This is a genomic window from Dermacoccus nishinomiyaensis, from assembly GCF_900447535.1.
GTDB lineage: Bacteria > Actinomycetota > Actinomycetes > Actinomycetales > Dermatophilaceae > Dermacoccus > Dermacoccus nishinomiyaensis.
Window position 1 is genome coordinate 660,696 of record NZ_UFXX01000001.1, and the last position, 24,539, is coordinate 685,234.

At 68.6% G+C, this 24,539-nt stretch carries 20 protein-coding genes and 1 pseudogene; 10 read left to right on the top strand and 11 right to left on the bottom strand.

The features are described from left to right. The first annotated feature begins 30 nt into the window (after nucleotides 1-30). The 3 genes and pseudogenes from qcrA to DYE07_RS03240 all read left to right on the top strand — a co-directional run bounded on the left by qcrA (nucleotide 31) and on the right by DYE07_RS03240 (nucleotide 4,753). A complete protein-coding gene (gene qcrA, locus DYE07_RS03230; protein WP_115296332.1) occupies nucleotides 31-1,140 on the top strand; it encodes a cytochrome bc1 complex Rieske iron-sulfur subunit in 1,110 nt (369 codons plus the stop codon). Continuing rightward, nucleotides 1,137-2,798 (top strand): cytochrome bc1 complex cytochrome b subunit, encoded by a 1,662-nt coding sequence (gene qcrB, locus DYE07_RS03235; protein ID WP_006946606.1) that lies wholly within the window; start codon nucleotides 1,137-1,139, stop codon nucleotides 2,796-2,798. Before qcrA ends, qcrB begins: the two co-directional genes overlap by 4 nt. Before the next feature lie 937 nt (nucleotides 2,799-3,735). Beyond that, a pseudogene (locus DYE07_RS03240) lies at nucleotides 3,736-4,753 on the top strand (IS256 family transposase). A 417-nt stretch (nucleotides 4,754-5,170) separates the two neighbouring features. On the opposite strand, the gene DYE07_RS03245 reads toward DYE07_RS03240, so the two are convergent. The 8 genes from DYE07_RS03245 to DYE07_RS03280 all read right to left on the bottom strand — a co-directional run bounded on the left by DYE07_RS03245 (nucleotide 5,171) and on the right by DYE07_RS03280 (nucleotide 12,685). Further along, nucleotides 5,171-5,572: a cytochrome c oxidase subunit 4 gene (locus tag DYE07_RS03245; protein WP_062258761.1), complete on the bottom strand. Its 402-nt coding sequence runs from the start codon at nucleotides 5,570-5,572 to the stop codon at nucleotides 5,171-5,173. Then, nucleotides 5,569-7,293, bottom strand: coding sequence for an aa3-type cytochrome oxidase subunit I (gene ctaD / locus DYE07_RS03250; protein WP_062258759.1), 1,725 nt, complete (start codon nucleotides 7,291-7,293; stop codon nucleotides 5,569-5,571). The genes DYE07_RS03245 and ctaD overlap by 4 nt, the downstream gene beginning before the upstream one ends. After that, a complete protein-coding gene (gene ctaC, locus DYE07_RS03255) occupies nucleotides 7,293-8,222 on the bottom strand; it encodes an aa3-type cytochrome oxidase subunit II (RefSeq protein WP_006946600.1) in 930 nt (309 codons plus the stop codon). The genes ctaD and ctaC overlap by 1 nt, the downstream gene beginning before the upstream one ends. A gap of 66 nt (nucleotides 8,223-8,288) precedes the next feature. Beyond that, a complete protein-coding gene (aat, locus tag DYE07_RS03260; RefSeq protein ID WP_006946588.1) occupies nucleotides 8,289-8,990 on the bottom strand; it encodes a leucyl/phenylalanyl-tRNA--protein transferase in 702 nt (233 codons plus the stop codon). Beyond that, nucleotides 8,987-9,973, bottom strand: a complete 987-nt coding sequence (locus DYE07_RS03265; RefSeq protein WP_006946602.1) for a carbohydrate kinase family protein — start codon at nucleotides 9,971-9,973, stop codon at nucleotides 8,987-8,989. Before DYE07_RS03265 ends, aat begins: the two co-directional genes overlap by 4 nt. Before the next feature lie 78 nt (nucleotides 9,974-10,051). After that, the gene (locus tag DYE07_RS03270; protein ID WP_006946562.1) at nucleotides 10,052-10,414 is read right to left on the bottom strand and encodes a HesB/IscA family protein; all 363 of its coding nucleotides are present in this window, start codon (nucleotides 10,412-10,414) and stop codon (nucleotides 10,052-10,054) included. A 94-nt stretch (nucleotides 10,415-10,508) separates the two neighbouring features. Beyond that, nucleotides 10,509-11,192, bottom strand: a complete 684-nt coding sequence (locus tag DYE07_RS03275; protein ID WP_115296333.1) for a M50 family metallopeptidase — start codon at nucleotides 11,190-11,192, stop codon at nucleotides 10,509-10,511. Between the two features lie 125 nt (nucleotides 11,193-11,317). Then, nucleotides 11,318-12,685 carry a dipeptidase gene (locus DYE07_RS03280; protein ID WP_006946573.1) on the bottom strand — a complete coding sequence of 456 codons (1,368 nt, stop codon included), beginning with the start codon at nucleotides 12,683-12,685 and terminating at the stop codon, nucleotides 11,318-11,320. Nucleotides 12,686-12,757: 72 nt separating this feature from the next. Between DYE07_RS03280 and DYE07_RS03285 the strand changes: the two genes are divergently transcribed. Beyond that, nucleotides 12,758-13,387 carry a DUF3043 domain-containing protein gene (locus DYE07_RS03285; RefSeq protein WP_006946565.1) on the top strand — a complete coding sequence of 210 codons (630 nt, stop codon included), beginning with the start codon at nucleotides 12,758-12,760 and terminating at the stop codon, nucleotides 13,385-13,387. A 121-nt stretch (nucleotides 13,388-13,508) separates the two neighbouring features. Here DYE07_RS03285 and gcvT read toward each other — a convergent pair whose 3' ends face one another. Then, nucleotides 13,509-14,612 carry a glycine cleavage system aminomethyltransferase GcvT gene (gcvT, locus tag DYE07_RS03290; RefSeq protein ID WP_115296335.1) on the bottom strand — a complete coding sequence of 368 codons (1,104 nt, stop codon included), beginning with the start codon at nucleotides 14,610-14,612 and terminating at the stop codon, nucleotides 13,509-13,511. A 101-nt stretch (nucleotides 14,613-14,713) separates the two neighbouring features. On the opposite strand from gcvT, the gene DYE07_RS03295 reads away from it, so the two are divergent. The 3 genes from DYE07_RS03295 (at nucleotide 14,714) to DYE07_RS03305 (ending at nucleotide 19,169) form a co-directional block, all read left to right on the top strand. Continuing rightward, the gene (locus DYE07_RS03295) at nucleotides 14,714-16,198 is read left to right on the top strand and encodes a leucyl aminopeptidase (RefSeq protein ID WP_115296336.1); all 1,485 of its coding nucleotides are present in this window, start codon (nucleotides 14,714-14,716) and stop codon (nucleotides 16,196-16,198) included. Between the two features lie 188 nt (nucleotides 16,199-16,386). Next, nucleotides 16,387-18,237 (top strand): 2-oxoglutarate dehydrogenase, E2 component, dihydrolipoamide succinyltransferase, encoded by a 1,851-nt coding sequence (sucB, locus tag DYE07_RS03300; RefSeq protein ID WP_115296337.1) that lies wholly within the window; start codon nucleotides 16,387-16,389, stop codon nucleotides 18,235-18,237. 23 nt (nucleotides 18,238-18,260) lie between these two features. Further along, the gene (locus DYE07_RS03305) at nucleotides 18,261-19,169 is read left to right on the top strand and encodes a TIGR01777 family oxidoreductase (protein ID WP_006946521.1); all 909 of its coding nucleotides are present in this window, start codon (nucleotides 18,261-18,263) and stop codon (nucleotides 19,167-19,169) included. A gap of 68 nt (nucleotides 19,170-19,237) precedes the next feature. On the opposite strand, the gene DYE07_RS03310 is transcribed toward DYE07_RS03305, so the two are convergent. Then, a complete protein-coding gene (locus DYE07_RS03310) occupies nucleotides 19,238-20,923 on the bottom strand; it encodes a serine/threonine-protein kinase (protein ID WP_074045454.1) in 1,686 nt (561 codons plus the stop codon). Between the two features lie 143 nt (nucleotides 20,924-21,066). Here DYE07_RS03310 and lipB point away from each other — a divergent pair, with 143 nt between their 5' ends. The 3 genes from lipB (at nucleotide 21,067) to DYE07_RS03325 (ending at nucleotide 23,663) form a co-directional block, all read left to right on the top strand. After that, on the top strand, nucleotides 21,067-21,708 hold the full coding sequence (gene lipB, locus DYE07_RS03315; RefSeq protein ID WP_006946636.1) for a lipoyl(octanoyl) transferase LipB: 642 nt from the start codon (nucleotides 21,067-21,069) through the stop codon (nucleotides 21,706-21,708). 115 nt (nucleotides 21,709-21,823) lie between these two features. Beyond that, nucleotides 21,824-22,849, top strand: coding sequence for a lipoyl synthase (gene lipA / locus DYE07_RS03320; RefSeq protein ID WP_006946581.1), 1,026 nt, complete (start codon nucleotides 21,824-21,826; stop codon nucleotides 22,847-22,849). Nucleotides 22,850-22,853: 4 nt separating this feature from the next. Further along, on the top strand, nucleotides 22,854-23,663 hold the full coding sequence (locus tag DYE07_RS03325; protein ID WP_006946616.1) for a DUF4191 domain-containing protein: 810 nt from the start codon (nucleotides 22,854-22,856) through the stop codon (nucleotides 23,661-23,663). A gap of 220 nt (nucleotides 23,664-23,883) precedes the next feature. On the opposite strand, the gene DYE07_RS03330 is transcribed toward DYE07_RS03325, so the two are convergent. Then, nucleotides 23,884-24,309, bottom strand: a complete 426-nt coding sequence (locus DYE07_RS03330) for an RDD family protein (protein ID WP_062258745.1) — start codon at nucleotides 24,307-24,309, stop codon at nucleotides 23,884-23,886. Between the last annotated feature and the right edge of the window lie 230 nt (nucleotides 24,310-24,539).

Below are 24,539 nucleotides of genomic sequence, written 5' to 3' on the forward strand. Positions count from 1 at the left end.
TCTGACTCGTCAGACAGGAAACGCAACGAAATGAATGAAACCGGCGCGCATGCGCTCCCCGGTGACGGCCACCCGGACAACGCTCCGGTGAGCCCGAACGACGGGTACGTCGAGCGTTCGGGCGCACTACCCGAGCACTTCTCCGACCCGGGCCTGCCCCCGCACGTCCACCGTCTCGGTGACGAGGATCCGGCTGCGGCCAAGCGCTCCGAGCGCCAGGTCGCCATGCTGTTCCTGCTCTCGATGATCGCGACGATCGCGTTCGTCGTCTGCTACTTCGCGGTCGGCCGCGAGTCGATCATCTCGGTTCCTTTCATCGGCCCGATGAAGGCGCTGCACTTCGCTCTCGGCCTCACGATGGCGATCTCCATGCTGGGCATCGGCCTGGGTGCCATCCACTGGGCTAAGACGATCATGCCCGACGAAGAGGTCGTCGAGGAGCGGCACGAGCTCAAGTCCGACGACGAGGCCTGGGAAGCCGCCGCCAAGATCATGACGGGTGGCGCGGAGGCCGCGCAGCTGAAGCGTCGCCCGCTGCTCAAGTGGACGCTCGGTGGCGCTCTCGGTCTGTTCGCCGTCCCGGTGGCTCTTCCGCTGCTCGGTGGTCTCGGCCCCATGCCGAAGAACGACCTCGCGACGACGCTCTGGGACGAGAAGATCAACGGCCGCGGCCGCCGCCTCATGCGCGACCCCGAGGGCACCGCGATCCGCGCCTCGGACGTCACGCTGGGTTCGGTCTTCCACGTCCTGCCGGAGGGCATCAACACGACGGAGCACCCCCTCAACGAGAAGGCGAAGGCCTCCGTGCTGCTCGTGCGGCTCGACGAGGAGAAGATCAAGTCGGAGCGTCAGCGCAAGTGGGGTGTTGACGGCATCGTCGCCTACTCCAAGATCTGCACACACGTCGGCTGCCCCGTCGGCCTGTACGAACAGCAGACGCACCACCTGCTGTGCCCGTGCCACCAGTCCACGTTCGACATGACGGATGACTGCAAGGTCATCTTCGGCCCCGCCAAGCGTCCGCTGCCGCAGCTGAAGATCTCGGTCGACGACGAGGGCTACCTCGTTGCTGACCAGGGCTTCAAGCGCCCGGTCGGCCCGAGCTTCTGGGAAGACAACGGGAAGGAACTCAAGTCATGAGCACCGCTGCCTCTTCCGCGAGCGCAACGCACCCCACAACACAGCGTCAGGACCCGCAGGGCGGCCTGGCTGGCATGTCCAACTGGTTGGACGAGCGCACGGGCGGCGCCAAGGGCGTTCGCTTCCTCATGAAGAAGGTGTTCCCCGACCACTGGAGCTTCATGCTCGGTGAGGTCGCGCTGTACTCCTTCGTCATCCTCATGATCACCGGTACGTTCCTCACGTTCTGGTTCGTGCCGTCGCAGGGCGAGACGATCTACAACGGTCAGTACGTCCCGATGCAGGGCATCCAGATGTCGGAGGCCTACGCCTCCGCGATCGACATCTCGTTCGACATCCGTGGTGGGTTGCTGATCCGTCAGCTCCACCACTGGGCGGCGCTGCTGTTCATCGTGTCGATCATGATGCACATGTTCCGCGTGTTCTTCACGGGCGCGTTCCGCAAGCCCCGCGAGATCAACTGGGTCATCGGCACCCTGCTGTTCATGCTCGCGATCATCGAGGGCTTCATGGGCTACTCGCTCCCGGACGATCTGCTCTCGGGTACGGGTATCCGCGCCATGGAGGGCTTCATCCTTTCGGTCCCGATCGTCGGCACGTACATCTCGTACGCGCTGTTCGGTGGCGGCTTCCCCGGCGAGATGATCATCCCCCGCTTCTTCACGCTCCACATCCTCATCATCCCGGCGATTCTCGTCGCGTTGCTCGCCGCACACCTCATCCTGCTCGTCGTGCACAAGCACACCCAGTACCCCGGCCCGGGCCGCTCCGACAAGAACGTGGTCGGCTTCCCCCTCATGCCGGTGTACATGGCGAAGGCCGGTGGCTTCTTCTTCGTCGTGTTCGGTATCACGGCGCTGATCTCGGGTCTCATCACGATCAACCCGATCTGGATGTACGGACCGTACGAGCCGACGCAGGTGACGGCCGGTTCGCAGCCTGACTGGTACATGGGCTTCGCCGACGGTGCTCTCCGTCTGCTGCCCGGCGTGTTCGAGTTCCAGCTGTTCGGCCACACGTGGAGCATGAACATCTTCCCGGGTTCGATCGCCTTGCTGCCGTTGTTCTTCGGCGCCATCGCGGTCTACCCCTTCATCGAGGCCTGGGTCACGGGCGACAAGCGTGAGCACCATGTGCTCGACCGTCCGCGCAACGCTCCGACGCGCACGGCGATCGGCGTGGCGTTCGCGACGTTCTATGCGGTCCTCATGTTCGCGGCCGGCAACGACCTGATGGCGATCAAGCTGCACATGTCGATCAACGACATCACGTACTTCTTCCGCGTCATGGTCTTCCTCGGCCCGATCCTCGCCTACCTCGTGACGAAGCGCATCTGCCTCAGCCTGCAGCGTCGCGACCGCGACCTGGTGCTGCACGGGCGCGAGTCCGGACGCGTCATCCGCACGCCGGAGGGTCGATTCTTCGAGGCGCACGAGCCGCTCGACGAGTACACGCGTTGGCAGCTCGTGAGCTACGAGGCCGGTACTCCGAGCCAGATCGAGCTCGATGGTCTTTCGGGCAAGGAGCGGAGGAAGGCGAAGCGTCGCAACCGCTGGACCAACTTCTACTACAAGGACAGCATCGCCCCCGTCACTCCGGCCGAGCTCGAGGCAGCTCACCACCACGGTGACGACCACGCTCTCGAGGGCGCTCACTGAGTCGCCCGCGAGGATAACGCCGAAGGCCCCCGACATCACTGATGTCGGGGGCCTTCGGCGTATCTCGGCCGGGAGGCGTCAGGACGACGCTCCATGGCCACCTCAGGTGGGCCGGCCAGGGAGGAAGGGCAGCTTCCCGGGTGCAGGCGTCTGCGGGTGCCAGGTCGCCACGCGCTTCGGGTGGCGGAGTTCCGCGAGGCTGCCGGCCTCGCCCGGGATGGTGCTCTGGACGCACCGCATCGCCTCGATCCCCCTCGCCCGCGTTTGTCTCGCATTCGTCACCGGTCGTGAGGGTGTCGCCCACGCATCAGCTCATGCGTCCACGTGGTCCGGAGGGATTCTCCCCCGTCTCATCGTGCCGTACAGCGGTGCCTCGCTCGGCGGCCGGAGCCGTTCGCTCATCGCGCCCGGAGCCGCCTCGTGCTCACGTCAGGGCAACGTCGACATCGTGGCCGGAGCCGCCTCCTACTCGCGTCAGAACAATGTCGCCATCGTGCCCGGGGCCGTTTCGTCGTCGCCTCCCGGCCCCGGTCGTCGCTCAACGGCTGGTGGTCGTGGGGAGACGGCCGACGCCATACCAGCCTGCCCTGCCCCCGCCTGCGAGCGGGCACCCCTACAAGCGGGCATGAGGGCGCCGCCTCGGGAGGCAAGGAGCGCGCACCACGCTGTGAGAGGCGGCGGGCGCCCAGCAGCGTCTCTGCATGGTCCTTCGCCTGAGCTGATGGCGGCGCGCCCAGCAAGTCGCCCGTCGGTGCCCTGCGATGACGGCGGCGATTGGCCCTGGCCTGCTGTGCCGGCAGCGTAGCCGCGGCGCAGATGAGTCCCTGATTGTGGTGAAACACCGGTCGTCGCGCCCCCGGCCTCTTGGACGTGGGCGCAGCCACCGCGTGATCCTTCGAGTCAACCTCCTACAGAATCCTCGAACGGAGTCATCACGATAACCGCACCTCACATTGTCGACCCTGCCAGCGTGCTGGGCGAAGCCTTGTCCGAAGCAACCCGGACATGGTGCGCCACCTACTGCAAACCATGCTCAGCGCTCTGCTGTCCGCCGACGCGGACGCCGTGACCGGCGCCGAGTGGGGCCAACCCAGCCCGACACGCACGACCCACCGCAACGGCTACCGCCACCGCGACCTCGACACCCGCCTCGGCACCCTCGACATGGCTGTGCCGAAGCTGCGCTCAGGCGCCTACTTGCCGGACTGGCTCATGGAACGACGCAAACGAGCCAAGTCCGCACTCATCACGGTCGCCGCTGACTGCTACCTCGCCGGCGTGTCCACGCACCGCAGGGCTCCCCCGCTGCGCGCGACGCGGGGTTCGTAGCGGGTGATACCCCCAAGCTGGCGAAAAACCCTCGGCACCAACGCGCCGTCGAGTCCCAGGTCAGCCGTATGGGCGCCGACCTCGACCCGCTCCACGACGACTTCCGCCACCGCCCCCTCGACGATGCAGGCCCGTTCACGTTCGTCACCGCCAACGCCCTCACGATGAACGCGCGGGAAGGACGCCGCGTGATCAACACCGTCGTCTCGCTCGCCACCGGCGTCAACAATGACGGCCACCGTGAAGTGCTCGGCCTGCGCGTGGCCACGAGCGAAACCGGGTCAGCGAGGAACGAGTTCTTCGCCGACCTCGTCGCCCGCGGCCCGAGCAGTGTCCTGCTCATCACCAGCGAGGCCCACCGGTCTGTGCGAAGCGATCAGCGCGAACCTGCCCGCCGCGAGCTGGCAACGATGCCGCACTCACGACGCCGCGAACTCGTCGGAATCTTCCCCAACCGCGACGCGATCGTGCATCTCGTCGGCGCCATCCTGGCCGAACAAACCGATGAACGGGCCGAAGGACGACGCTACCTCGGCCTCGACGTCCTCGCCCGCTCACACGCGGCCATCCTCACCGACCCGCCCACCGAGCCAGGACACGAACCCATGCCCGCACTCACCGCCTGAACCCACCCCGCGAAGGAACACACCGTTACACCACCGCCAGAGACTTGACCGCCGGGGCGCCCAGGAGCGACGCGCGCGAGCGCGAGCGAGCCGCCGCGATCCCCGCACTCTCGCAAGATCCGCTGCGTGAGTTGATCGTGCTTCGCAGTAGTTTGATCGTGCTTCGCAGTTGCCGACGCGATTCGCAGATGGGCACGTCATTGGCGAAAGGGGGACGGAAATCGCAAACGTGGACGAAAATCGCAGGTACGCACGGGCCGCTGTGGGGCGCCCGGGCGGCTTTGCCGGCCCCGCCACTGTCATCACCGCATGCTCGCGTGACGTCGCACAGCCGAACTAGCGAGTCCGCTTCATCCCAGACATGCAGATCGCCCCGCCCTTCCAGAGGAAGGGCGGGGCGATCTTTGGTGCGAGTGATCAGATGGCGTGCTCGCCACTGAAGTATTCGAACGTCCACAGCACGACTGCAACGCAGACAAGCGGAGCGGCGATGAACACGATCCACCAGCCGACAGCCATCCCGAACGCGAGCAGCGCAATCGCAGCGGCGAGCCACAGCGGCGTCCACGAGTAGGGCGAGAAGAAGCCCTGCTCGCCGGACACTTCGCTGATCTCGCCCTCGGGGCGGTCGCTCGGGCCCGCACCCAGCTTGCGGTCGGTGACCGCGAAGTAACCGGCGATCATGAGGCCGAAGCCGGTGCTGAGCGCGAGGCCGACGACACCCACTGGCTCGTCCCAGTGGCTGAAGTGACCGTAGATGAAGATCAGCGGCAAGTAGAAGAGGCCGAGCACGAGGAAGAGCTTGTATGACGTCTTCATGCGGTGTGAGCCTTTCCACCCAGCTGGTCAACCGTGTCCTGCGCCGGCAGGACGGAGAAGACCCCGACCTCCGGGTGGTGCAGGTCGAACGCGGGGCGCTCGGAACGGATGCGCGGGATGCTGTTGAAGTTGTGACGCGGCGGCGGGCAGGACGTCGCCCACTCGAGCGAGGCCCCGAAGCCCCACGGGTCGTCCTCCGTGACGAGCGGCGCCTTCTTCCACGTGATGTACACGTTGTAGAGGAACGGCAGCATCGAGGCACCCAGCAGGAACGAGCCAACGGTCGAGACCTGGTTCAAGGACTGGAACCCGTCCTCCGGGAGGTAGTCGGCGTAACGACGGGGCATGCCCTCGACACCCAGCACGTGCTGAACGAGGAACGTCAGGTGGAAGCCGACGAACAGCAGCCAGAAATGGATCTTGCCGATCGTCTCGTTCAGCATGCGGCCGGTGAACTTCGGCCACCAGAAGTAATACCCCGCGAACATCGCGAACACGACGGTGCCGAAGACGACGTAGTGGAAGTGCGCCACGACGAAGTAAGAGTCGGACAGGTGCAGGTCGAGCGCCGGGCTGGCGAGGATGACACCCGTCAGACCACCGAAGAGGAAGGTCGCGAGGAAGCCGAGCGCCCACAGCATCGGAGTCTCGAAGGTGAGCGAGCCACCCCACATGGTGCCGATCCAGTTGAAGAACTTCACGCCGGTCGGGACGGCGATGAGCATCGTCATGACGGCGAAGAAGGGCAGGAGCACCTGGCCGGTCGCGTACATGTGGTGAGCCCACACCGAGACCGACAGCGCGCCGATGGCGATCGTCGCGAAGACCAGTGTCTTGTAACCGAAGATCGGCTTGCGCGAGAAGACCGGCAGGACCTCGGAGATGATGCCGAAGAACGGCAGCGCGATGATGTACACCTCGGGGTGCCCGAAGAACCAGAACATGTGCTGCCAGAGCATGGCTCCGGCCGTTTCCGAGTCGAACACGTGCGCATTCATCGTGCGGTCGAGGCCGAGGCCGAACAGCGCAGCGGCGAGGACCGGGAAGACGAGCAGCACGAGGATCGAGGTGATGAGCACTGTCCACGTGAAGATCGACGTGCGGAACATTGTCATGCCGGGAGCGCGCATGCAGACGATCGTCGTGACGAAGTTGACCGCACCCATGATCGAGGCGAAACCGGTCAGCGCGAGGCCGTAGACCCACAGGTTGCCGCCGAGACCGGGGCTGTAGGTGGTGCTCGACAGCGGCGCGTACGCGAACCAACCGAACGAGGCCGCACCCTGCGGCGTCAGGAAGCCGGCCACTGCGATGAGGCTGCCGAAGAGGTAGAGCCAGTAGGCGAACATGTTGAGTCGCGGGAAGGCGACGTCGGGCGCGCCGATCTGCAGCGGCATGAGCGCGTTCGCGAAGCCCGAGAACAGCGGCGTCGCGAACATCAGGAGCATCACCGTGCCGTGCATGGTGAACAGCTGGTTGAACTGCTCCGGGTTGTCGACGATTTGCAGGCCGGGCGACCACAGCTCGGCACGGATGACCAGAGCCATCGCACCACCGAGCAGGAAGAAGATGAACGACGTGATGAAGTACAGGTTGCCGATGACCTTGTGGTCGGTCGTCGTCAACCACTTGACGATGGTTCGGCCCGCGTTGAAGTCCTCAGGACGCCGTGCCTCGGGGCGCTGCTGAAGGCCTGCGGCGGGAGTCGTAGCCGTAGCCATTACTTACCCTCCTTGACGATGTCCGGCGCGCCGACACCCTCGGGCAGGTACTGCTGGTCCTGCGGGGCGACGCTGGAACGGTTGAGGGAGTTCGACAGGAAGCCGGACTTGCCCTGCTTGCGCAGGTCGTCCATGTGCTTGTCGTACTCCGCCTGCGAGACGACCTTCACGTTGAAGAGCATCTGAGAGTGGTACGCACCGCACAGCTCGGCGCACTTGCCCTTGAAGGTGCCCTCTTGCGTCGTGTCGACGGCGAACTTGTTCACCTTGCTCGGGATCATGTCGAGCTTCTGCAGGAACTGCGGCACCCAGAACGTGTGGATGACGTCGCGCGTCGTCAGCACGAACTCGACGCGCTTGTTCACGGGCAGGTACAGCGTCGGCAGTCCGGCCTCGGCGCCCGGCTTGCCGGCCTTCATGTCACCCATGACGCCGGTGTCGTAGGTCTTGGCGTCGACGTAGTTGAAGTCCCAACTCCACTGCTTGCCGACGACGTTGATCGTCACGTCGGGCTTCGGCTTGGTGTCGAGCAGCTTGTTCTCCAGCCCGACCGTCTTGCCGAACAGCACGGCGACCATGAAGATCGGCACGACCGTGTAGAGGATCTCCATCGGCACGTTGTACTGCATCTGCGCCGGGAAGCCCGTGTCGCTCTTGCGACGGCGGTAGCGCAGGATGCACCAGAGCATGAGGCCCCAGACGAGCACGCCGACGGCGAGCGCCCAGTACCAGGTGTCCACCCAGAAATCGATCACATGGTGGGAGTTCTCGGTGACGCCCTCGGGCAGCCAGCCGCGGCTGACCTCTCCGGAGCACGCGGTCAGCGGCAGTACCGCTCCACCGACACCGACAGCAGCAATTCGACGACGCCACGAGGGGCTCGTCTTCCGTAAGGGCCGACGCACAGCGTCCACCTTCCTCAGATCCATACCAGGCACATTCAAACCTTATCCCAGGCTCAGACTTCGCCAAGGGTCGGGGGGTATCTCCTGGCTCTAACGATTGCCTAACGGCACCCGCGCGCCCGGCACCAGACCGGTGATCGGCGGCGAGGTGACGAGGTGCGCGACGGCGTCGCGGTACGCCGGACGCTCCATGGTGGTGATGCCCAGGCTCGCGAGGTGGTCCGTGCGCCACTGCACGTCGATCAGACGCGGCCCGGGCTCGGCGAACACGACCTCGCTCAGCGCCCACAGCGCCACCTTCGATGCGTCAGTCGCGACGTGGAACTTCGACTCGCCGGCGAACAACCCACCGAGCGCGAGCCCATAGAGGCCGCCGACGAGTTCGCCGTCCTGTCTCACCTCGATCGAGTGCGCCACCCCGAGGCGGTGGAGTGCGCCGTAGGCCGAGGCGACGGCGGGGGTGATCCACGCGCCGTCACGGCTCGGGTCGGCGCAGGCGGCGACAACGTCGTCGAACGCGGTGTCGATGCTCACCTCCATCGTCCGGCCCGAGCGACGCAGGCTGCGGGAGACGTGGAAGTCACCGCGACGCAGGACGCCGCGCTCCAGCGGCGACCACCAGCCGAGCGGTTCGCCGCCGCCCTCCCCCAGACCCATCGGGAAGACGCCCTGGGAGTACGCCCCGACGATCGTCGCCGGTTCGAGGTCGGCGCCGAGGGCGACGAGGTCGTCATCGGCGTCGAAGTCGGCGTCGGCGAAGTTCCACCGGCACTCGAGCTCGAGCGGGTTCACGACCGCCGATCACGCAGGCGCGCCGCCACCTCGCCTGCCGCGGCGTCACCGTAAGCCGCGCGGAAGCGGTCGAGGAAGGCGGGCGCCTTCAGCACGTACTCCTGGGTGCCGACGGTCTCGATGACGTGAGCGGCGAGCACCGAACCCAGCTGGGCGCAGCGCTCCAGCTCGAGCTGCCACGACAACCCGGCCAGGAATCCAGCGCGGAAGGCGTCGCCGACGCCCGTCGGGTCGACCGCCTGCGCGATCTGGGCGACGGGCACGTCGATCGTCGGCTCACCGCGGCGGTGGATGCTCGCGCCGTCCTTGCCGCGGGTGATGACACGTACCCCGACGCGGTCGAGGATCTCGTCGGCGCTCCAGCCCGTCTTCTGCTCCGTGAGGTGCGATTCGTACTCGTTGGTGAACAGGTACTGCGCGCCGTCGATGATGTCGCGGATGAACGCGCCGTCGCCGAAGGCCAGCTGCTGGGAGGGGTCCGCGACGAACGGGATGCCCCGACGCCGGCACTCCTGCGTGTTGCGACGCATGCCCTCCGGGTCGTGCGCGCCGATGAGGACGAGGTCAAAACCCCCGTGGCGCTCGGCGATCGGGCCGAGTTCGACCTCGCGCCCCTCCGACATCGCACCCGGGTAGAACGACGCCATCTGCGCCATGTCGTTGTCGGTCGTGCAGACGAAACGCGCGGTGTGCTGCGTCTGCGAGATGCGCACCTCAGAGGTGTCGACGCCATGACGCTCCAACCAGGAGCCGTAGTCGGCGAAATCGGCGCCCACGCACCCGATGAGGATCGGGCGCAGGCCGAGGTTGCCGAGGCCGAACGCGATGTTGCCCGCCACGCCTCCGCGGCGGATCTGCAGGTCGTTCACGAGGAACGAGACCGAGATCTTGTCGAGCTGCTCGACGACGAGCGAATCGGCGAAACGCCCGTCGAACGTCATGAGATGGTCGGTTGCGATGGAACCCGTCACTGCGATCTTCACCGCATCAACCTACCGTGAAACGCGTTCGGCGCCCACGCTGCCATCGCAGCAGTGGGCGCCGAGGCGGAGCCGATCGGATCAGCTGAAGCTGTCACCGCACGCGCAGGAGCTGCCCGCGTTCGGGTTATCGATCGTGAAGCCCTGCTTCTCGATCGTGTCGGCGAAGTCGATGGAGGCGCCGTCGAGGTACGGCGCGCTCATGCGGTCGACCACGACCTCGACGCCACCGAAGTCGCGCACGAGGTCACCGTCGAGGGTGCGCTCGTCGAAGTAGAGCTGGTAGATGAGGCCCGAGCAGCCGCCCGGCTGCACGCCGACGCGCAGGCGAAGGTCGTCACGGCCCTCCTGCTCGAGCAGGCTCTTCACCTTGGCTGCGGCGACGTCCGTCAGAATGACGCCGTGGGTGGCCGTCTCGGCCTGGGTGTTCGTCTCCACCGTCATCGTGGATCGATCCTCTCTCACGTCTTCGGTCCTGGTGGTCTCCAGGCCGTTCTTCGTGCAACACCGCGGCGGCCCGCCGTGTTCCCGCCCCACCTTACGCGCCGCCGAGGCGCGCCAGTGACGAGCGGACCGGCTCGAGCACTCCGACGACGGCGGCAGCCGCCGTCAGGCACGCGATGGCGGCGAGCAAGAACACGAACCGCCAGACGAACGCAGGGACGTGACCGACGCGCGCGAGCTCCATCGCGTCGTCACGCCCGACGTGGGGGCGTAACAGCTCGAGCGCGGAGCGCAGCCCGCCGACGAGCAGGAACCACGACGCGCTCGCCACGACGACGTTCGTGACGGGATCGGAGGCCCAACGTAGCGTCGCGACGAGCAACGCCCCGACGCACGCGATGACGACGACGCCGAACGCGTTGCGCAGGAGCAGTGCCATGAGTGCGACGACAACGGCGCCGGCGACGAGCCAGATCCGCGCCTGGTCTGCGCGCAGGGCGACCAGACCCCCGAGCCCGACGATCCCGGGCGCCGGGTACCCGGCCAGGAGGGTCAGCACGACGCCGAGCCCACCCTGTCGGCCGACGCTTACCGCCTCACCTGACGAATCACGGTTGAGCCGCACCGAGCGGACGCTGCGCCCCGCGAGAAGAGCGACGAGGGTGTGCCCCGCCTCGTGGACCGCGGTCACGGCATGACGCAACGGGCCGAACAACCAGCCTGCCAGCGCGCACACGGCACCGACGACGGCGCTCAGCAGCATGAGGTCGTCATTCATGTCCCGACATCGCCCCCTCGGGATGGATGAGGCTCTTGACCCCGGCCTTCACCACAGGCACCCGACAGCGGGTGAGGCCACGCGCCATCACGCAGGCCTCACCCGTCGTCGTCGAGCGCCCGGTGTCACGCGCCGTCCGAGGCCTTCGCGACGCGCTGCAGGAGAACCGCCTCGGCGAGGCAGACCTTCGCGAACTCGCCGAGGTGCAGCGATTCGTTCGCGCCGTGCGCGCGGGTGTCGGGGTCTTCGACACCGGTGACGAGCAGCGCAGCGTTGGGCATCATCTCCGCGAACAAGGAGACGAACGGGATCGAGCCGCCGATGCCGACGTCGACGGGGTCGCTGCCCCAGGCGTCACGGAAGGCGGCGCGGGCCTCGTCGTAGAGCGGGCCGGTGGCGTCGGCGTCGAAACCGGAACCGATCTCCTCGAGCTCCACCTCCACCTGCGCACCCCACGGTGCGTGGGAGCGCAGGTGCTCGGCGAGCGCCTCGTAGGCGGCCTGCGGGTCCTGCCCGGGGGCGACGCGCAGCGACAGCTTGGCTCGCGAACTCGCCGCGAGCGTGTTGCTCGCGACGTCGACGCCCGTCGCGTCGAGCCCGATGACGGTGATGCTCGGCCCACGCCACAACCGCGCGGTCAGCGGGCCCGTGCCGATGAGCTGCGTGCCCTCGAGCATGCCGGCGTCGCGGCGCAGCTCCTCGGGCGTGTAGTCGATGTCGACGTTCTCGTCGGAGTCCAGCCCGGCGACGGCGACGCTGCCCGCGTCGTCATGAAGCGTTGCGAGCAGGCGGCACAGCGTCGTCAGCGAGTCGGGGACGGCGCCCCCGAACATGCCCGAGTGCACCGAGTGCGCCAGGGTGCGGACGGTGACGACGGCGCGGACGGTGCCGCGCAGGGTCGTCGTCAGCGCCGGCGTGCCGACGGCCCAGTTCGCTGAGTCGGCGAGCACGAGGACGTCGGACGTCAGCTCGTCCGCGTACGTGCGCAGCAGTGCGGGCAGGGAGTCGGAGGCGATCTCCTCCTCCCCCTCGATGAAGAGGGTGACGGTGCAGGGCAGGTCGTCGCCCCAGGCGCGGATCGCGGCGATGTGCGCCATGACACCGGCCTTGTCGTCGGCCGCGCCGCGGCCGTAGAGGCGACCGTCGCGCTCGGTCGGTTCGAACGGCGGGCTCTGCCAGTCGGCGTCGTCACCGGGGGGCTGGACGTCGTGGTGGGCGTACATGAGGACACGCGGCGACCCTGCGGGTCCTTCCTTGTGCGCGATGACGGCCGGGCGGCCGCCCTCGGAGACGACCTTGACGTCCATCCCCTCGGCCTCGAGCAGCTTCGCGACGGCGCGCGCGGAGTCGTCGACGTGCTGTTGGTCGAACGATCCGAGGGAGACGCTGGGGATGCGCGTGAGGGCCTTGAGGTCCTCGACGACGCCGGGCATGAGGGTGGCGATGCGCTGGCGGAGATCCTCCGGGGCGCCCGCGTTCACGGTGGCAGTCACAGCCGCCACGGTATCCCCCGCGCGCCCGTGTCGGGGATGGGAGGCGCGCGGGCGTGACGTAAAGTGGCGCGGGTGCGAGCAGTGAAGAAGAAGACGAGCAGCGGCGCCACCGCCGTCGGAGCCACCGCGGTCGAGAAGGATGCGACGCGCGAGCCGGCCGCCCCGACGAATGATGCGGCGCACACTCCGCGCCCCGGTGCGAAGAACCGCCCGACGCCTAAGCGCAGGGACCAGGAGGCCGCTCGTCGGCGCCCCCTCGTCGAGACCGACCGCAAGGCAGCCAAGGCGGCAGAGAAGGAGCGCGCACGCGAGGCGCGCGCCCAGCAGCGCGCAGCCGCCGATCGTGGCGAGGAATCCGCGCTGCCGCTGCGCGACCGCGGCCCCGAGAAGCGCTACATCCGTGACCGCGTCGACGCCCGCCTCAGCCTGGGCGAGGTCGCGATGCCGCTCATGTTCATCCTGATCTTCTCGTGGTTCCTGCTGCCCAAGCTGGCCGCCATCACCCTGGCGCTCGTGTGGGTCATCGTGCTCGCGGGCCTCATCGACTCTGCCCTGCTGTGGCGCCGCATCAAGAAGGACCTCATCGCCAAGTTCGGTGCCGTGCCGCGCGGCGGCGCCCTCTATGCGGTGACGCGCTCGATGCAGATGCGCCGCCTGCGCTTCCCCCGTCCGACGGTGAAGCGGGGCGACACGGTCGCCTGACGCGCCTCACCTCGGCACGTCCAGAACGAACGCATGACGAAGGGGGTCGCACCATCCGGTGCGAGCCCCCTTCGTCATGTCGTCAGAGGAGACGCCGCCGAGGCGGGAGGCGCTCATCGCGTCAGCTGCTGCGCGTCTGCACCTCGACGAACGGCGGCTTCGTGACGACGGCCTCGAGCATGCGACCACGCACGTCGACGACGACCTGGTCGCCCTCGGCGAGCATTGGCGAGACGAGCGCGAGCGCGACGCCCATGCCGAGAGTCGGCGAGAACGTCCCGGACGTCACCTCGCCGAGTTCAGCGCCCTCGGCGTCACGCACGATGCAGTGCGCGCGCGGGATGCCGCGGCCGGTGAGCTTGAGGCCACGCGAGATGCGGCGCGGGCCCTCGGCCTTCTCCTTGGTCAGGGCGTCCTTGCCCCAGAACGCGTCCTTCTTCCAGCCGACGGCCCAGCCGGAGCGCGCCTGCACGGGCGTGATGTCGAGCGAGAGATCCTGCCCGTGCAGGGGGTATCCCATCTCGGTGCGCAGGGTGTCGCGCGCCCCGAGGCCACAGGGCAGACCCTCGTAGGGGGCCGCGGCCTCGACGAGGGCGTCCCACAGCGCGAGGGCATCGTCCCAGCGGCAGACGAGTTCGTAGCCGCGCTCACCGGTGTAGCCGGTGCGGCACACGGTGACGGGGCGGCCCTGCCAGTCGGCCTCGTCGAAGCTCATGTAGTCGTGGTCGACGGGCAGAGCGAGTGCGGAGACGACCTCGTCGGACTTGGGACCCTGGACGGCGAGCACGGCGTATTCCTCGTGCGCGTCGGCGACCTCGATACCCTCCGGCGCGGCCTCCTTGAGGCGGCGCACGACCTCGGCCGTGTTCGTGGCGTTGGGGATGAGGAACAGATCGTCCTCGGCCTTGACGTAGACGATCAGGTCGTCGACGACCCCGCCGCTCTCGTCGCAGCACATCGTGTACTGGGCCTGGCCGGGCCCGATCTTGCGCAGGTCGTTCGTCAGGCACGAGTTGACGAAGTCGAGCGCGCCGGCACCCTTCACCGTCGCCTTGCCCAGGTGGCTCACGTCGAAGATGCCGACGCGCTCACGCACCGCGGTGTGCTCGCGCACGACACCTCCGCCCGGATACTCGATGGGCATGTCCCATCCTCCGAAGTCGGCCATCTTCGCCCCGAGGGCGCGGTGACGCTCGTCGAGGGGCGAGAGCTTGTTCTCAGTCATGCCTCGAACCTACCGCGCCCACCGCGTCCTACGGGCCGTTAAGCTCGGCCCAGCAGCACGCACGCCGATGACCTCGGCATCACCCACGAAAGGGGCCCCACATGGTCGACATCACCCTCAGCGACAAGAGCGCGGACGCCATCGCAGCCGACGCCACCGTCGTCCTCACCGCACCGACGAAGGACGGCGCCCGCGTCATCGACCCCGTCGGAGTCTCCCCCGCCGCAGTCAAGGCGCTCAACGAGGCTCTCGCGACGCTCGAGGCGAAGGGTCGCGCCGACGAGGTGCTGCGCCTGTCGGGTGCCGGCGACCTGAGCGGCCTCGTCATCGCCGTCGGCTCGGGCGTCGACGCCGAGCAGGCGCCGACGAAGGCCTCCGCGCTGCGTGACGCCGCCGGTGCCGCCGCGCGTTCGCTCACGGGCACCTCGAGCGCCGTCTTCGCCTTCCCCGCGGTCGCCGACGACCTCGTCCAGGCCATCTGCGAGGGCATCGCCCTCGGCGCGTACGCCTACACCGCGTACAAGAGCAAGCCGAAGGAAGCCCTCGCCAAGGCAACGCTGCTCGTCACCGACGCGAAGTCGTCCGGCGCCCTCGCGGGCGTCGAGACCGCGGCGGCCGTCGTGACCGCGCAGAACTGGGCGCGCGACCTCGTCAACATGCCGCCGCTCGACCTCAACCCCGCCTCGTTCGCCGACATCGTCCGCAAGCGCATGTCGGGCACCAAGGTCAAGGTCGACATCATGGACGAGAAGGCCCTCGCGAAGGCCGAGTGCGGCGGCCTCATCGGCGTCGGCCGCGGCTCGGCGCGTCCGCCGCGCCTCGTGACGCTGACGTACAAGCCCGCGAAGGCGACGAAGCACATCTCGATCGTCGGCAAGGGCATCACGTTCGACTCCGGCGGCCTGTGCATCAAGCCCGCCAACGGCATGGCGACGATGAAGTGCGACATGGCCGGCGCTGCCGCCGTCGCGGCCTTCCTCGAGGCCGTCGCCGCGCTCGAGCTGCCGGTCGCCGTCACGGGCTACCTGTGCCTCGCCGAGAACATGACGGGCGCCGACGCGCAGCGTCCCGGCGACGTCATCCGCATGCACGACGGCACGACCGTCGAGATCGACAACACCGACGCCGAGGGGCGCCTCGTCATGGCTGACGGCCTGTGCTACGCCACCGAGGAGGAGCCCGATCTCATCATCGACATCGCGACGCTCACCGGCGCGGCCGTGCTCGCGCTCGGCAACCGCACGGCGGCGATCGTCGGCAACAACGACGAGGTGCGCGACGAACTGATCGCGGCCTCCGAGCGCGTCGACGAGCACATGTGGCCGATGCCGCTGCTCGAGCACCTGCGCCCGAGCATCGACTCCGAGGTGGCCGATCTCAAGCACACCGGCGAGCGCATGGGTGGGCTCATCACCGCGGCGATGTTCCTCAAGGAGTTCATCGGCGAGAAGAACGGCGAGCAGATCGACTGGATCCACATGGACATCGCGGCGCCCGCGTTCAACGAGGGCAGCCCCTACGGCGTCAACCCCAAGGGCGGCACCGGTTTCGCCGTCCGCACCCTCGTCGAGCTGGCTCGCGCCTGATCGAGCAGGCCCGCGGGTGGGAACGGCCGTTTTCCTACCCGCGGGTATTCGGGGCGGGTTTCCGCAACCCCGTCCGCGAGTGACAAGATGGCCTTGATCGGGGAGATCCGCTCGCTGCGAAGTGCCCCGGAGTTCACAACTTCATCCGCGAAACCAAAGTGAATTTTGGATTGAGGAGACCTCCACCCATGTCTGACCGCGTGACCATGCCGGCCCTCGGCGAGTCGGTGACCGAAGGCACCGTGACCCGCTGGCTGAAGAACGTCGGCGACACCGTCGCCGTTGACGAGCCGCTGCTGGAGGTCTCCACGGACAAGGTCGACACGGAGATTCCGTCGCCGATCGCCGGAACGCTGCAGGAGATCCTCGTCGAAGAGGATGAAACGGTGCCGGTCGGCGCCGACCTCGCCGTCATCGGTGACGGCGACGCTCCCGCGTCGTCCGACTCCGGTTCCGACTCCTCCTCCGACGACTCGCAGGAAGCCGAGCCGCAGGCCGAGGCCGACGAGATGAAGGACGAGGCCGCCGAGAGCGCGCCGCAGGCGTCCGAGAGCTCGAACTCCTCGAACGACTCCGCTGCTGAGGTCTCCGGCGGCGAGAAGGTGACGATGCCCGCGCTCGGCGAGTCCGTCACCGAGGGCACGATCACGCGCTGGCTCAAGTCCGAGGGCGACGACGTCGCCGTTGACGAGCCCCTGCTCGAGGTCTCCACGGACAAGGTCGACACCGAGGTTCCCTCCCCCGTCGCGGGCAAGCTGACGAAGATCCTCGTCGCCGAGGACGAGACGGTGCCGGTCGGCGCCGACCTCGCCGTCATCGGCGGCTCGGCCGGTTCGAGTTCCTCCGACGACTCGGCCGAGGCCGAGAAGGCGCAGAAGAACCAGGACGAGGTCGACTCGAAGAAGCAGGACGAGGCCGTCGAGGCCGCGGAGTCGAAGAACGAGACGCCGGCCCCGGTCAAGGACGACGAGGCCGCCGAGAAGGAAGCCCCGAAGGCCGAGTCGTCGGCGAGCGAGGCGCCGAAGGACGAGGCCCCCAAGGCCGGCGCCGGCTCCGACAAGCAGCAGGAGACGTCGACGAAGGTCGACAACTCCGGCACCTACGTCACGCCTCTGGTGCGCAAGATCGCGGCCGAGAACAACATCAACCTGTCGACGATCACGGGCACCGGCGTCGGTGGCCGCATCCGTAAGCAGGATGTCCTCGACGCCGCGAAGAAGGCCCAGGAGCCGAAGCAGGAGGCCGCCCCGGCTGCGTCCGCCGCGGCTCCGGCAGCATCCTCCACCCCGGCCGCGTCGACGACGACGCCGCAGCCGTCCGCCGAGGCTCAGGCCAAGCGCGGCACGACGGAGAAGATGTCGCGTCTGCGCAAGGTCATCGCGCAGCGCATGGTCGAGTCGCTCGCCGTGTCCGCGCAGCTGACGGCCGTCGTCGAGGTCGACCTCACGAAGGTCGCGAGCATCCGTGCGCGCAACAAGGAGAGCTTCAAGTCTCGCGAGGGCGTCAACCTCTCCTACCTGCCGTTCATCACGACGGCTGTCGTCGAGGCGCTCAAGGCGTTCCCGCAGGTCAACTCCTCGGTCGACGGTGACAACATCATCTACCACAACGCCGAGCACATCGGCATCGCGGTCGACACGCCGCGCGGCCTGCTCGTGCCCGTCATCAAGGACGCGGGTGACCTGTCGATCGCCGGCATCGCGAAGAAGATCGCCGACCTCGCCGCTCGCACGCGTGACAACAAGGTGACGCCGGACGAGCTGGGTGGCGGCACGTTCACGATCTCGAACATCGGCTCGAACGGTTCGCTCATCGACACCCCGATCATCAACCAGCCGCAGGTCGCCATCCTCGGCACCGGCGCGATGGTCAAGCGTCCCGTCGTCGTCACCGATGAGTTCGGCAACGACTCGATCGCGATCCGTCAGATGATGAACCTCGTCCTCACCTACGACCACCGCGTGGTCGACGGCGCCGACGCCGGTCGCTTCCTCTCGGCCATCAAGGCTCGCCTGGAAGAGGGCGCCTTCGAGGTGTGATCGTCGCGGGCTAGTCTGACCGCATGACTGGACAGCGCATCGCCATCACCGGTTCCTCCGGAGTGATCGGCGGTGCGCTGTCATCATGTCTGCGTCGCCGCGGCGACACCGTCATCCGGATCGTCCGACGACCGGCGGTCACACCCGGCGAGGTGACGCTGCCCGAGGCCCGCAGCTCGAACAGCCGATTGGTCGAGACGCTCGCCACCGTCGATGCGGTCGTCAACCTGGCCGGGGCGGGCGTCGGGGATCATCGGTGGAGCCGCGCGTACAAGGACGCGATTCGCGAGTCGCGGATCGAGACGACGTCGAGGCTCGCCGACGCACTGGCGGAGGTGCCCCAACGGATTCGTCTCGTCTCGGCTTCGGCGATCGGCTTCTACGGCGATCGCGGTGACGAGGTGCTCGACGAGACGAGCGCACCCGGGGAAGACTTCCTCGCTCGCGTCTGCATCGAGTGGGAAGCTGCGGCGATGAGGGCTGCGAAGCGCCACGACGTCGCCCTCGCGCGCACCGGTCTCGTCATGACGGGCGAGGCCGGAGCGTTCGCTCCCCTCCTGACGACGACGCGGCTGGGCGCAGGGGGCCCATTGGGTTCGGGGCGGCAGTGGTGGAGCTGGATCACGCTGCGTGACGAGGTGCGCGCGCTGGTGTTTCTTCTCGACCACCCCGACGTCGTCGGGCCCGTCAACCTCGTCGCACCGCGCGCGAGTCGGCAGGCCGATCTCGCACAGGCACTCGCGCGCTCGCTGCGGCGCCCCGCTGCCCTGCGCGTACCGAAGGGGGCATTGCGCTTCGTCCTCGGTGAGATGGCCGACCAGGTGACCGCGTCGACGCGGGTACGCCCCCACGTGCTCGAAGCTGCCGGGTTCGACTGGCAGGACGAGAACCAGGACCAGGCGCTCGACCGGCTCGTCGCGTCGGCGCTCTGACCGGCGCGCGTCGGGAGGCTGATCGGGCGCGTGGCGCGCTCTCGTCCGGTTCATGGCGGAGATGCGCCTCAGCTCGCTGACCAGGACGAGATGCGCCAGCCCGTGCCGTCGTGGCTGAGGACGAGCCGGACGTCATCGTGACGCGCAGCAACACGCTCGCTCGCGGTCTTGGTGCGGACGTCGTACCCCGACGTCGTGATTCGGCTCGTCAGGCACACCTGGCCACCGCTGCATGACGTCGGCGTCAGCGCGCCGATCGCGTAGCCGAGGCCGTCGTACGACGCGCCCTGCGCGCTCGCCCGCGTGAAGGCCTGCAGGTCGTGCGTGTGAGCAGCCGAGCCCGGCACGAGGCACCGGCCCAGGCCTTCTCGATCCAACGTCGACCAGGCCTTGGCCCGGCAGTCGAGCAGCGCCACGACCTCCTGACGCGTCGGAGCCGTCATCGTGGGCGTCTTCGCACCGGACGCGGGCACCGCCGTCCCCGCCTCCGGGTTGGTCGAGGGCGACACCGCGTTCGGCATCGTCTTCGACGGCGGTGCGGGCGTCACCGCCGTCGAGGACGTCGTCGAGTTCGCCGGTGTCACACCAGGGTTGGCGCGCGCGTAGGCCGCGCTCGTCGAAGATCCGGCGTCATTCGCCGAGTCTCCGCCTGCGTGAACGGGCCACATCGCTGCTGCTGTGACGACGCACGCCCCCAGCAGCGCCGCGGGCACCCAGCGACCAGCTCTCCAGCACGCGCCCGCCGCGTCAGCACGTCGCCCAGCGTCGACGGCCCCTGGACGCCACGTCCGTCTTCCCCCGACCTCGCCGCGGGTTTCAGCGCCACGACGCCCCCGTCGCCCACGACGTCCGCCCCTGAGTGACGACCCATGGCGCTCCGCGTCGGCCGGCTCGAGGAACTGCCGCCGCTGCGCCTCGTCCCGCAGTCGTCGCGTGATCGACTCACCAACGGCAGGGGTGTCACTCCCCTCGCCAATCGGCACGGCGGTCGGCACGGGCACCGGGCGTGCGGTGGCGACACCGCGCAGCCGGGTCGCCAGCTCCGCGGCGTGCGGGCGCGACGACGGCGTCTGTGCGAGGCACGCCGTGATGAGGTCGACGAGCGCGTCCGGCGCGTCGGGCAGGACGTCGACGAGGTGCGGCCGCAGCGCTGCGACGGGCGGCGGCGTCCCCAGGAGACAGAACCAGGCGAGCGCCCCGAAGGAGTACACGTCGGCCGCCGCGCTGGGCGGTTCGCCGTCGACGATCTCGGGAGCGACGAACCCGTAGGTGGCCCAGTCGGCCCCGTCGGCGCGTGCCGCGACACGCGTGGCCCCCAGGTCTGCGATCGCAGGGCGTCCCTGGTGGTCGAAGAGAATGTTGGACGGGGTGAGGTCGGCGTGCACGCATCCTCGGTCGTGGAAACCCGCCATGGTCGCCGCGACCGGAGCGAGCGCCGTCACGCACTCGCCGACGGTGAGTCCGCCGCGTCCTCGCACGACGTCGTCGAGGCTGCCGCCGGCCATGTACTCGAGCACGAGCGCGCTGTGGCCCTCGGCGCTCGTCGTGAGATCGAGGGCCTCGACGACGTGGGGCCCCGCGTGGCGCCGCAGCATCCGCCATTCCGAACGCGCGGTGATCGCGGGTTCCGTGCCGACCTTGATCGCGACGGTGCCCTGCGGCCCGGTGGCGCGCCACACCGACGAGCTGCCGCCCTGCCCGATGCGCGCTTCGATGGTGTATCCGGCGATCGTGGGTGCGGTGGCGTCGGGCATGGTGACTCCTGGGTTCGGCGTGCGAGGGGCGCCGCGGTCGGCGTCACTGGTTCCACTGTCGCCCAGGAGGGCCGAAGCGTGCGTCGAGTTATCCACAGGCAGGCCGGCGGCCGTCGCGGCGTGTCGGAGAGTAGGCTCGGGGGATGCGTATCCAGCACCTCGGCTTCGCCCCTGACTTCGTCGACTACGAGCAGGCGTGGGAGGTGCAGCGTCAGGTCCACGCCGACGTCGTCGCGGGCGGCGAGGACACGGTTCTGCTGCTCGAGCACTCCCCCGTCTACACGGCGGGCAAGCGCACCGAGGCGCACGAGCGTCCCTTCGACGGCACGCCCGTCGTCGACGTCGACCGCGGCGGCAAGATCACGTGGCACGGTCCGGGTCAGCTCGTGGGCTACCCGATCATGGCGTTGCCCATCCCCATCGACGTCGTCGCGCACGTGCGTCGCCTCGAGCAGCTCATGATCGACGTGTGCGCCGAGTTCGGCGTCGACGCCGACCGCGTGGAGGGACGTTCCGGCACCTGGGTGCTCGCCGACGACAAGGGCCCCGACCGCAAGATCGGCGCCATCGGCGTGCGCGTCTCGAAGCGCGCGACGATGCACGGTTTCTCGCTCAACTGCGACTGCGACCTGTCGTGGACGCAGACGATCGTGCCCTGCGGCATCGCCGATGCCGGGGTGACGACACTGAGCCGCGAGGTCGGTCGTGACGTCACCGTCGCCGAGGTGCTCCCGGTCGTGGAGCGTCACCTGTCGGCGATCGTCGCCCCGTCGAAGGCGGCATGAGCGCCGTCCGCGTACTCGTGGGGAAGTTTTCACCCGCGTACGCTGTTGTTCTGAGCGCTGGCGCGCATCTTCGCGCCGTGTCGCCCTCAATCGCCAAGCCGAGGAGTGCTTTTCTGTGACCGTCGCGCCCGAAGGCCGTCGACTGCTGCGCGTGGAAGCGCGCAACGCCGAAACGCCCATCGAACGAAAGCCGAGCTGGATCCGCACCACGGCGAAGATGGGCCCGGAGTACAACTCGCTGCAGAATCTCGTCAAGGGTGGCGGCCTGCACACCGTGTGCCAGGAGGCCGGCTGTCCCAACATCTTCGAGTGCTGGGAGGACCGTGAGGCCACGTTCCTCATCGGCGGCGACACCTGCACGCGACGCTGCGACTTCTGCGACATCGCGAGCGGCAAGCCGTCCGCCCTCGACCTCGACGAGCCGCGCCGCGTCGCCGAGTCCGTCCGTGAGATGGGCCTGCGCTACGCCACCGTCACCGGCGTCGCGCGCGACGACCTGCCCGACGGTGCCGCGCAGCTGTACGCCGACACCGTGCGCCTCATCCACGAACTCAACCCGAACACGGGTGTCGAGATCCTGCCGCCCGACTTCGGCGCCGTCCCCGAGCTCGTCGGCAAGGTCTTTGACGCCCGCCCCGAGGTGTTCGCCCACAACCTGGAGACGGTACCGCGCATCTTCCGACGCATCCGCCCGGCGTTCACGTACGAGAAGTCGCTCAAGGTGCTGACGATGGCGCGCGAACAGGAGCTCGTGACGAAGTCGAACCTCATCCTCGGCATGGGTGAGGAGGAGCACGAGATCGACCAGGCGCTCGTCGACCTGCACGAGGCGGGCTGCGACATCATCACGATCACGCAGTACCTGCGCCCCTCGAAGCTGCACCACCCGATCGACCGGTGGGTCAAGCCGGAGGAGTTCGTGCACTGGTCCGAGCGTGCCGAGGAGATCGGTTTCTCCGGCGTCATGGCGGGACCGCTCGTGCGTTCCTCCTACCGAGCCGGCCGTCTGTACGCCCAGGTCATGGCCAAGCGCGGCCAGGAGCTGCCGGAGAACCTGCTGCACCTCGCGGAGGCGGCGTCGTCGCCGGCGCGTCAGGAAGCTGCGTCTTTGGTGGCCCGCGCCGAGACCCGCGTATCCTGACCCCATGGCATCAACCTCCCCCACCAACGAGCCCAAGAAGTCGCGGTTCCGCCGCGGTTCGAGCGGCGGCGCCACGAAGGCCGACGGTGCGTCGAGCACGAGAGGCGAGGCCAAGGAGCCGGGCCGCTCCGCTCAGTTCCGTCAGGTGTTCGAGACGGCGCGCGCCAACGACCCCGCGCTGCTGGCGTGGATGATCGGTGCGTTCGCGCTCGTGTTCGTGCTGCTGCTCATCATCGGCTTCAGTATCGGCCACCCGATCTACCTCGGCATCATCGGCGTGCTGCTGGGTGTGCTCGCCGCACTGCTCGTGCTCGCCCGCCGCGCGAACACCGCGATCTACAAGTCGATCTCGGGTCAGCCGGGCGCGAGCGTCGCCGTCATGTCGTCGCTGCGCAAGGGCTGGTTCGTCGAGCAGGAGCCCGTCGGCGTCGACATGGGCCGCAACCGCCAGGTGCGCGACCTCTCGGGTGCCGCGATGGTGTACCGCGCCGTCGGCAAGCCGGGCGTCGTGCTCGTCGCGGAAGGCCCCAAGGGCATGGCCGAGCGTTTGCTCTCCAGTGAGAACAAGCGCACGACGCGGGTGCTCGGCCCCGAGGTTCCGGTGCACACGCTGCGCGTCGGCACCGACGAGGGCTCCGTCCCCGTCGAGCGTCTGCAGAAGGACATGCAGAAGATGCCCAAGGTGCTCACCGACGACGAGGCCGCTCGCATCACCAAGCGCTTGCGCGCCCTTGGGTCGGGCCGCCCCGCAGCTCCGGCCGGTATCGACCCCACGAAGGCACGCGTCAACCGCGCCGCGATGCGTGGCCGCTGAGCCTCCACGCACGAACACGAGAGCCCGCCACCTCGAGGTGGCGGGCTCTCGTGTGTTCTGGGGCTTGTCGCTTGTTCCCGCGCCCACGTGGTGCGACGCGGCGATGCATGTCGTCCCATCCGGGTGACGGGGCGTGAGGCGGGGCAACCCGCATGGGTCGTGCCATGAAGGTCATGCTGCCTGGGGCGTGCGCGCGGCGAGCGTCAATGTCGCATCGAGTTCAGCGCGTACGGACGATGACGGTGCCGGCAAGCTTGTCGTGCAGCCCGCGTCCGCTCGAGTCGGTGACGACGGCGGGGATCGCGAGGCAGAGCAGCACGGTGCGGACTGCGCCGGCGAGTAGACCGGGGGCGGCGCCGTCGCTGACGCGCTGCACCTGCATCCCCATGACGCGGTGCCCGAGCGTCATCCCGAGGGTGCTGACGAGCAGGAGGTTCTCGACGGCGAAGACGGCGAGCGGTTTGAAGCCCTCGGCGCCGCTCCCGCCCCAGCGGTAGCCCAGCAACCCCATGGCGATGACGGAGCAGAGCGCCCAGTCGATGAGCAGCGCGACGGCGCGCGGGGCCAGCCGCGCGAAGGAACCGGGGCCCTCGACGGGGCGGTTCTCGGCGGGGTCGGCATCGGCGAGGGGGGCAGCTGGGGGCACGTTCGTTTCCGTTCGGTGGTGTCTCGCACTGTGAGTCGTAGCGCGCCCTCCAAGACTAGAGGTGAGGTGCCTGGATAGGTTGGAGGGGTGGTCGCGCGCCGTGCGCCGACCGGCGTGAACTGTTCACATGTTTCGTAACACCGACGAAACATGAGGGCCATGCCCGGGTAATCGGGGGGTCCTAGCATCATGGGCAACACGTGGTGTGGTGTCGACCGGCATCGCACACC

Coding starts and splice junctions, on each gene's coding strand:
- qcrA (WP_115296332.1), top strand. CDS start 31: ATGAATGAAACCGGCGCGCATGCGCTCCCCGGTGACGGCCACCCGGAC.
- qcrB (WP_006946606.1), top strand. CDS start 1,137: ATGAGCACCGCTGCCTCTTCCGCGAGCGCAACGCACCCCACAACACAG.
- DYE07_RS03245 (WP_062258761.1), bottom strand. CDS start 5,572: ATGAAGACGTCATACAAGCTCTTCCTCGTGCTCGGCCTCTTCTACTTG.
- ctaD (WP_062258759.1), bottom strand. CDS start 7,293: ATGGCTACGGCTACGACTCCCGCCGCAGGCCTTCAGCAGCGCCCCGAG.
- ctaC (WP_006946600.1), bottom strand. CDS start 8,222: ATGGATCTGAGGAAGGTGGACGCTGTGCGTCGGCCCTTACGGAAGACG.
- DYE07_RS03270 (WP_006946562.1), bottom strand. CDS start 10,414: ATGACGGTGGAGACGAACACCCAGGCCGAGACGGCCACCCACGGCGTC.
- DYE07_RS03275 (WP_115296333.1), bottom strand. CDS start 11,192: ATGAATGACGACCTCATGCTGCTGAGCGCCGTCGTCGGTGCCGTGTGC.
- gcvT (WP_115296335.1), bottom strand. CDS start 14,612: ATGACTGAGAACAAGCTCTCGCCCCTCGACGAGCGTCACCGCGCCCTC.
- DYE07_RS03295 (WP_115296336.1), top strand. CDS start 14,714: ATGGTCGACATCACCCTCAGCGACAAGAGCGCGGACGCCATCGCAGCC.
- sucB (WP_115296337.1), top strand. CDS start 16,387: ATGTCTGACCGCGTGACCATGCCGGCCCTCGGCGAGTCGGTGACCGAA.
- DYE07_RS03305 (WP_006946521.1), top strand. CDS start 18,261: ATGACTGGACAGCGCATCGCCATCACCGGTTCCTCCGGAGTGATCGGC.
- DYE07_RS03310 (WP_074045454.1), bottom strand. CDS start 20,923: ATGCCCGACGCCACCGCACCCACGATCGCCGGATACACCATCGAAGCG.
- lipB (WP_006946636.1), top strand. CDS start 21,067: ATGCGTATCCAGCACCTCGGCTTCGCCCCTGACTTCGTCGACTACGAG.
- DYE07_RS03325 (WP_006946616.1), top strand. CDS start 22,854: ATGGCATCAACCTCCCCCACCAACGAGCCCAAGAAGTCGCGGTTCCGC.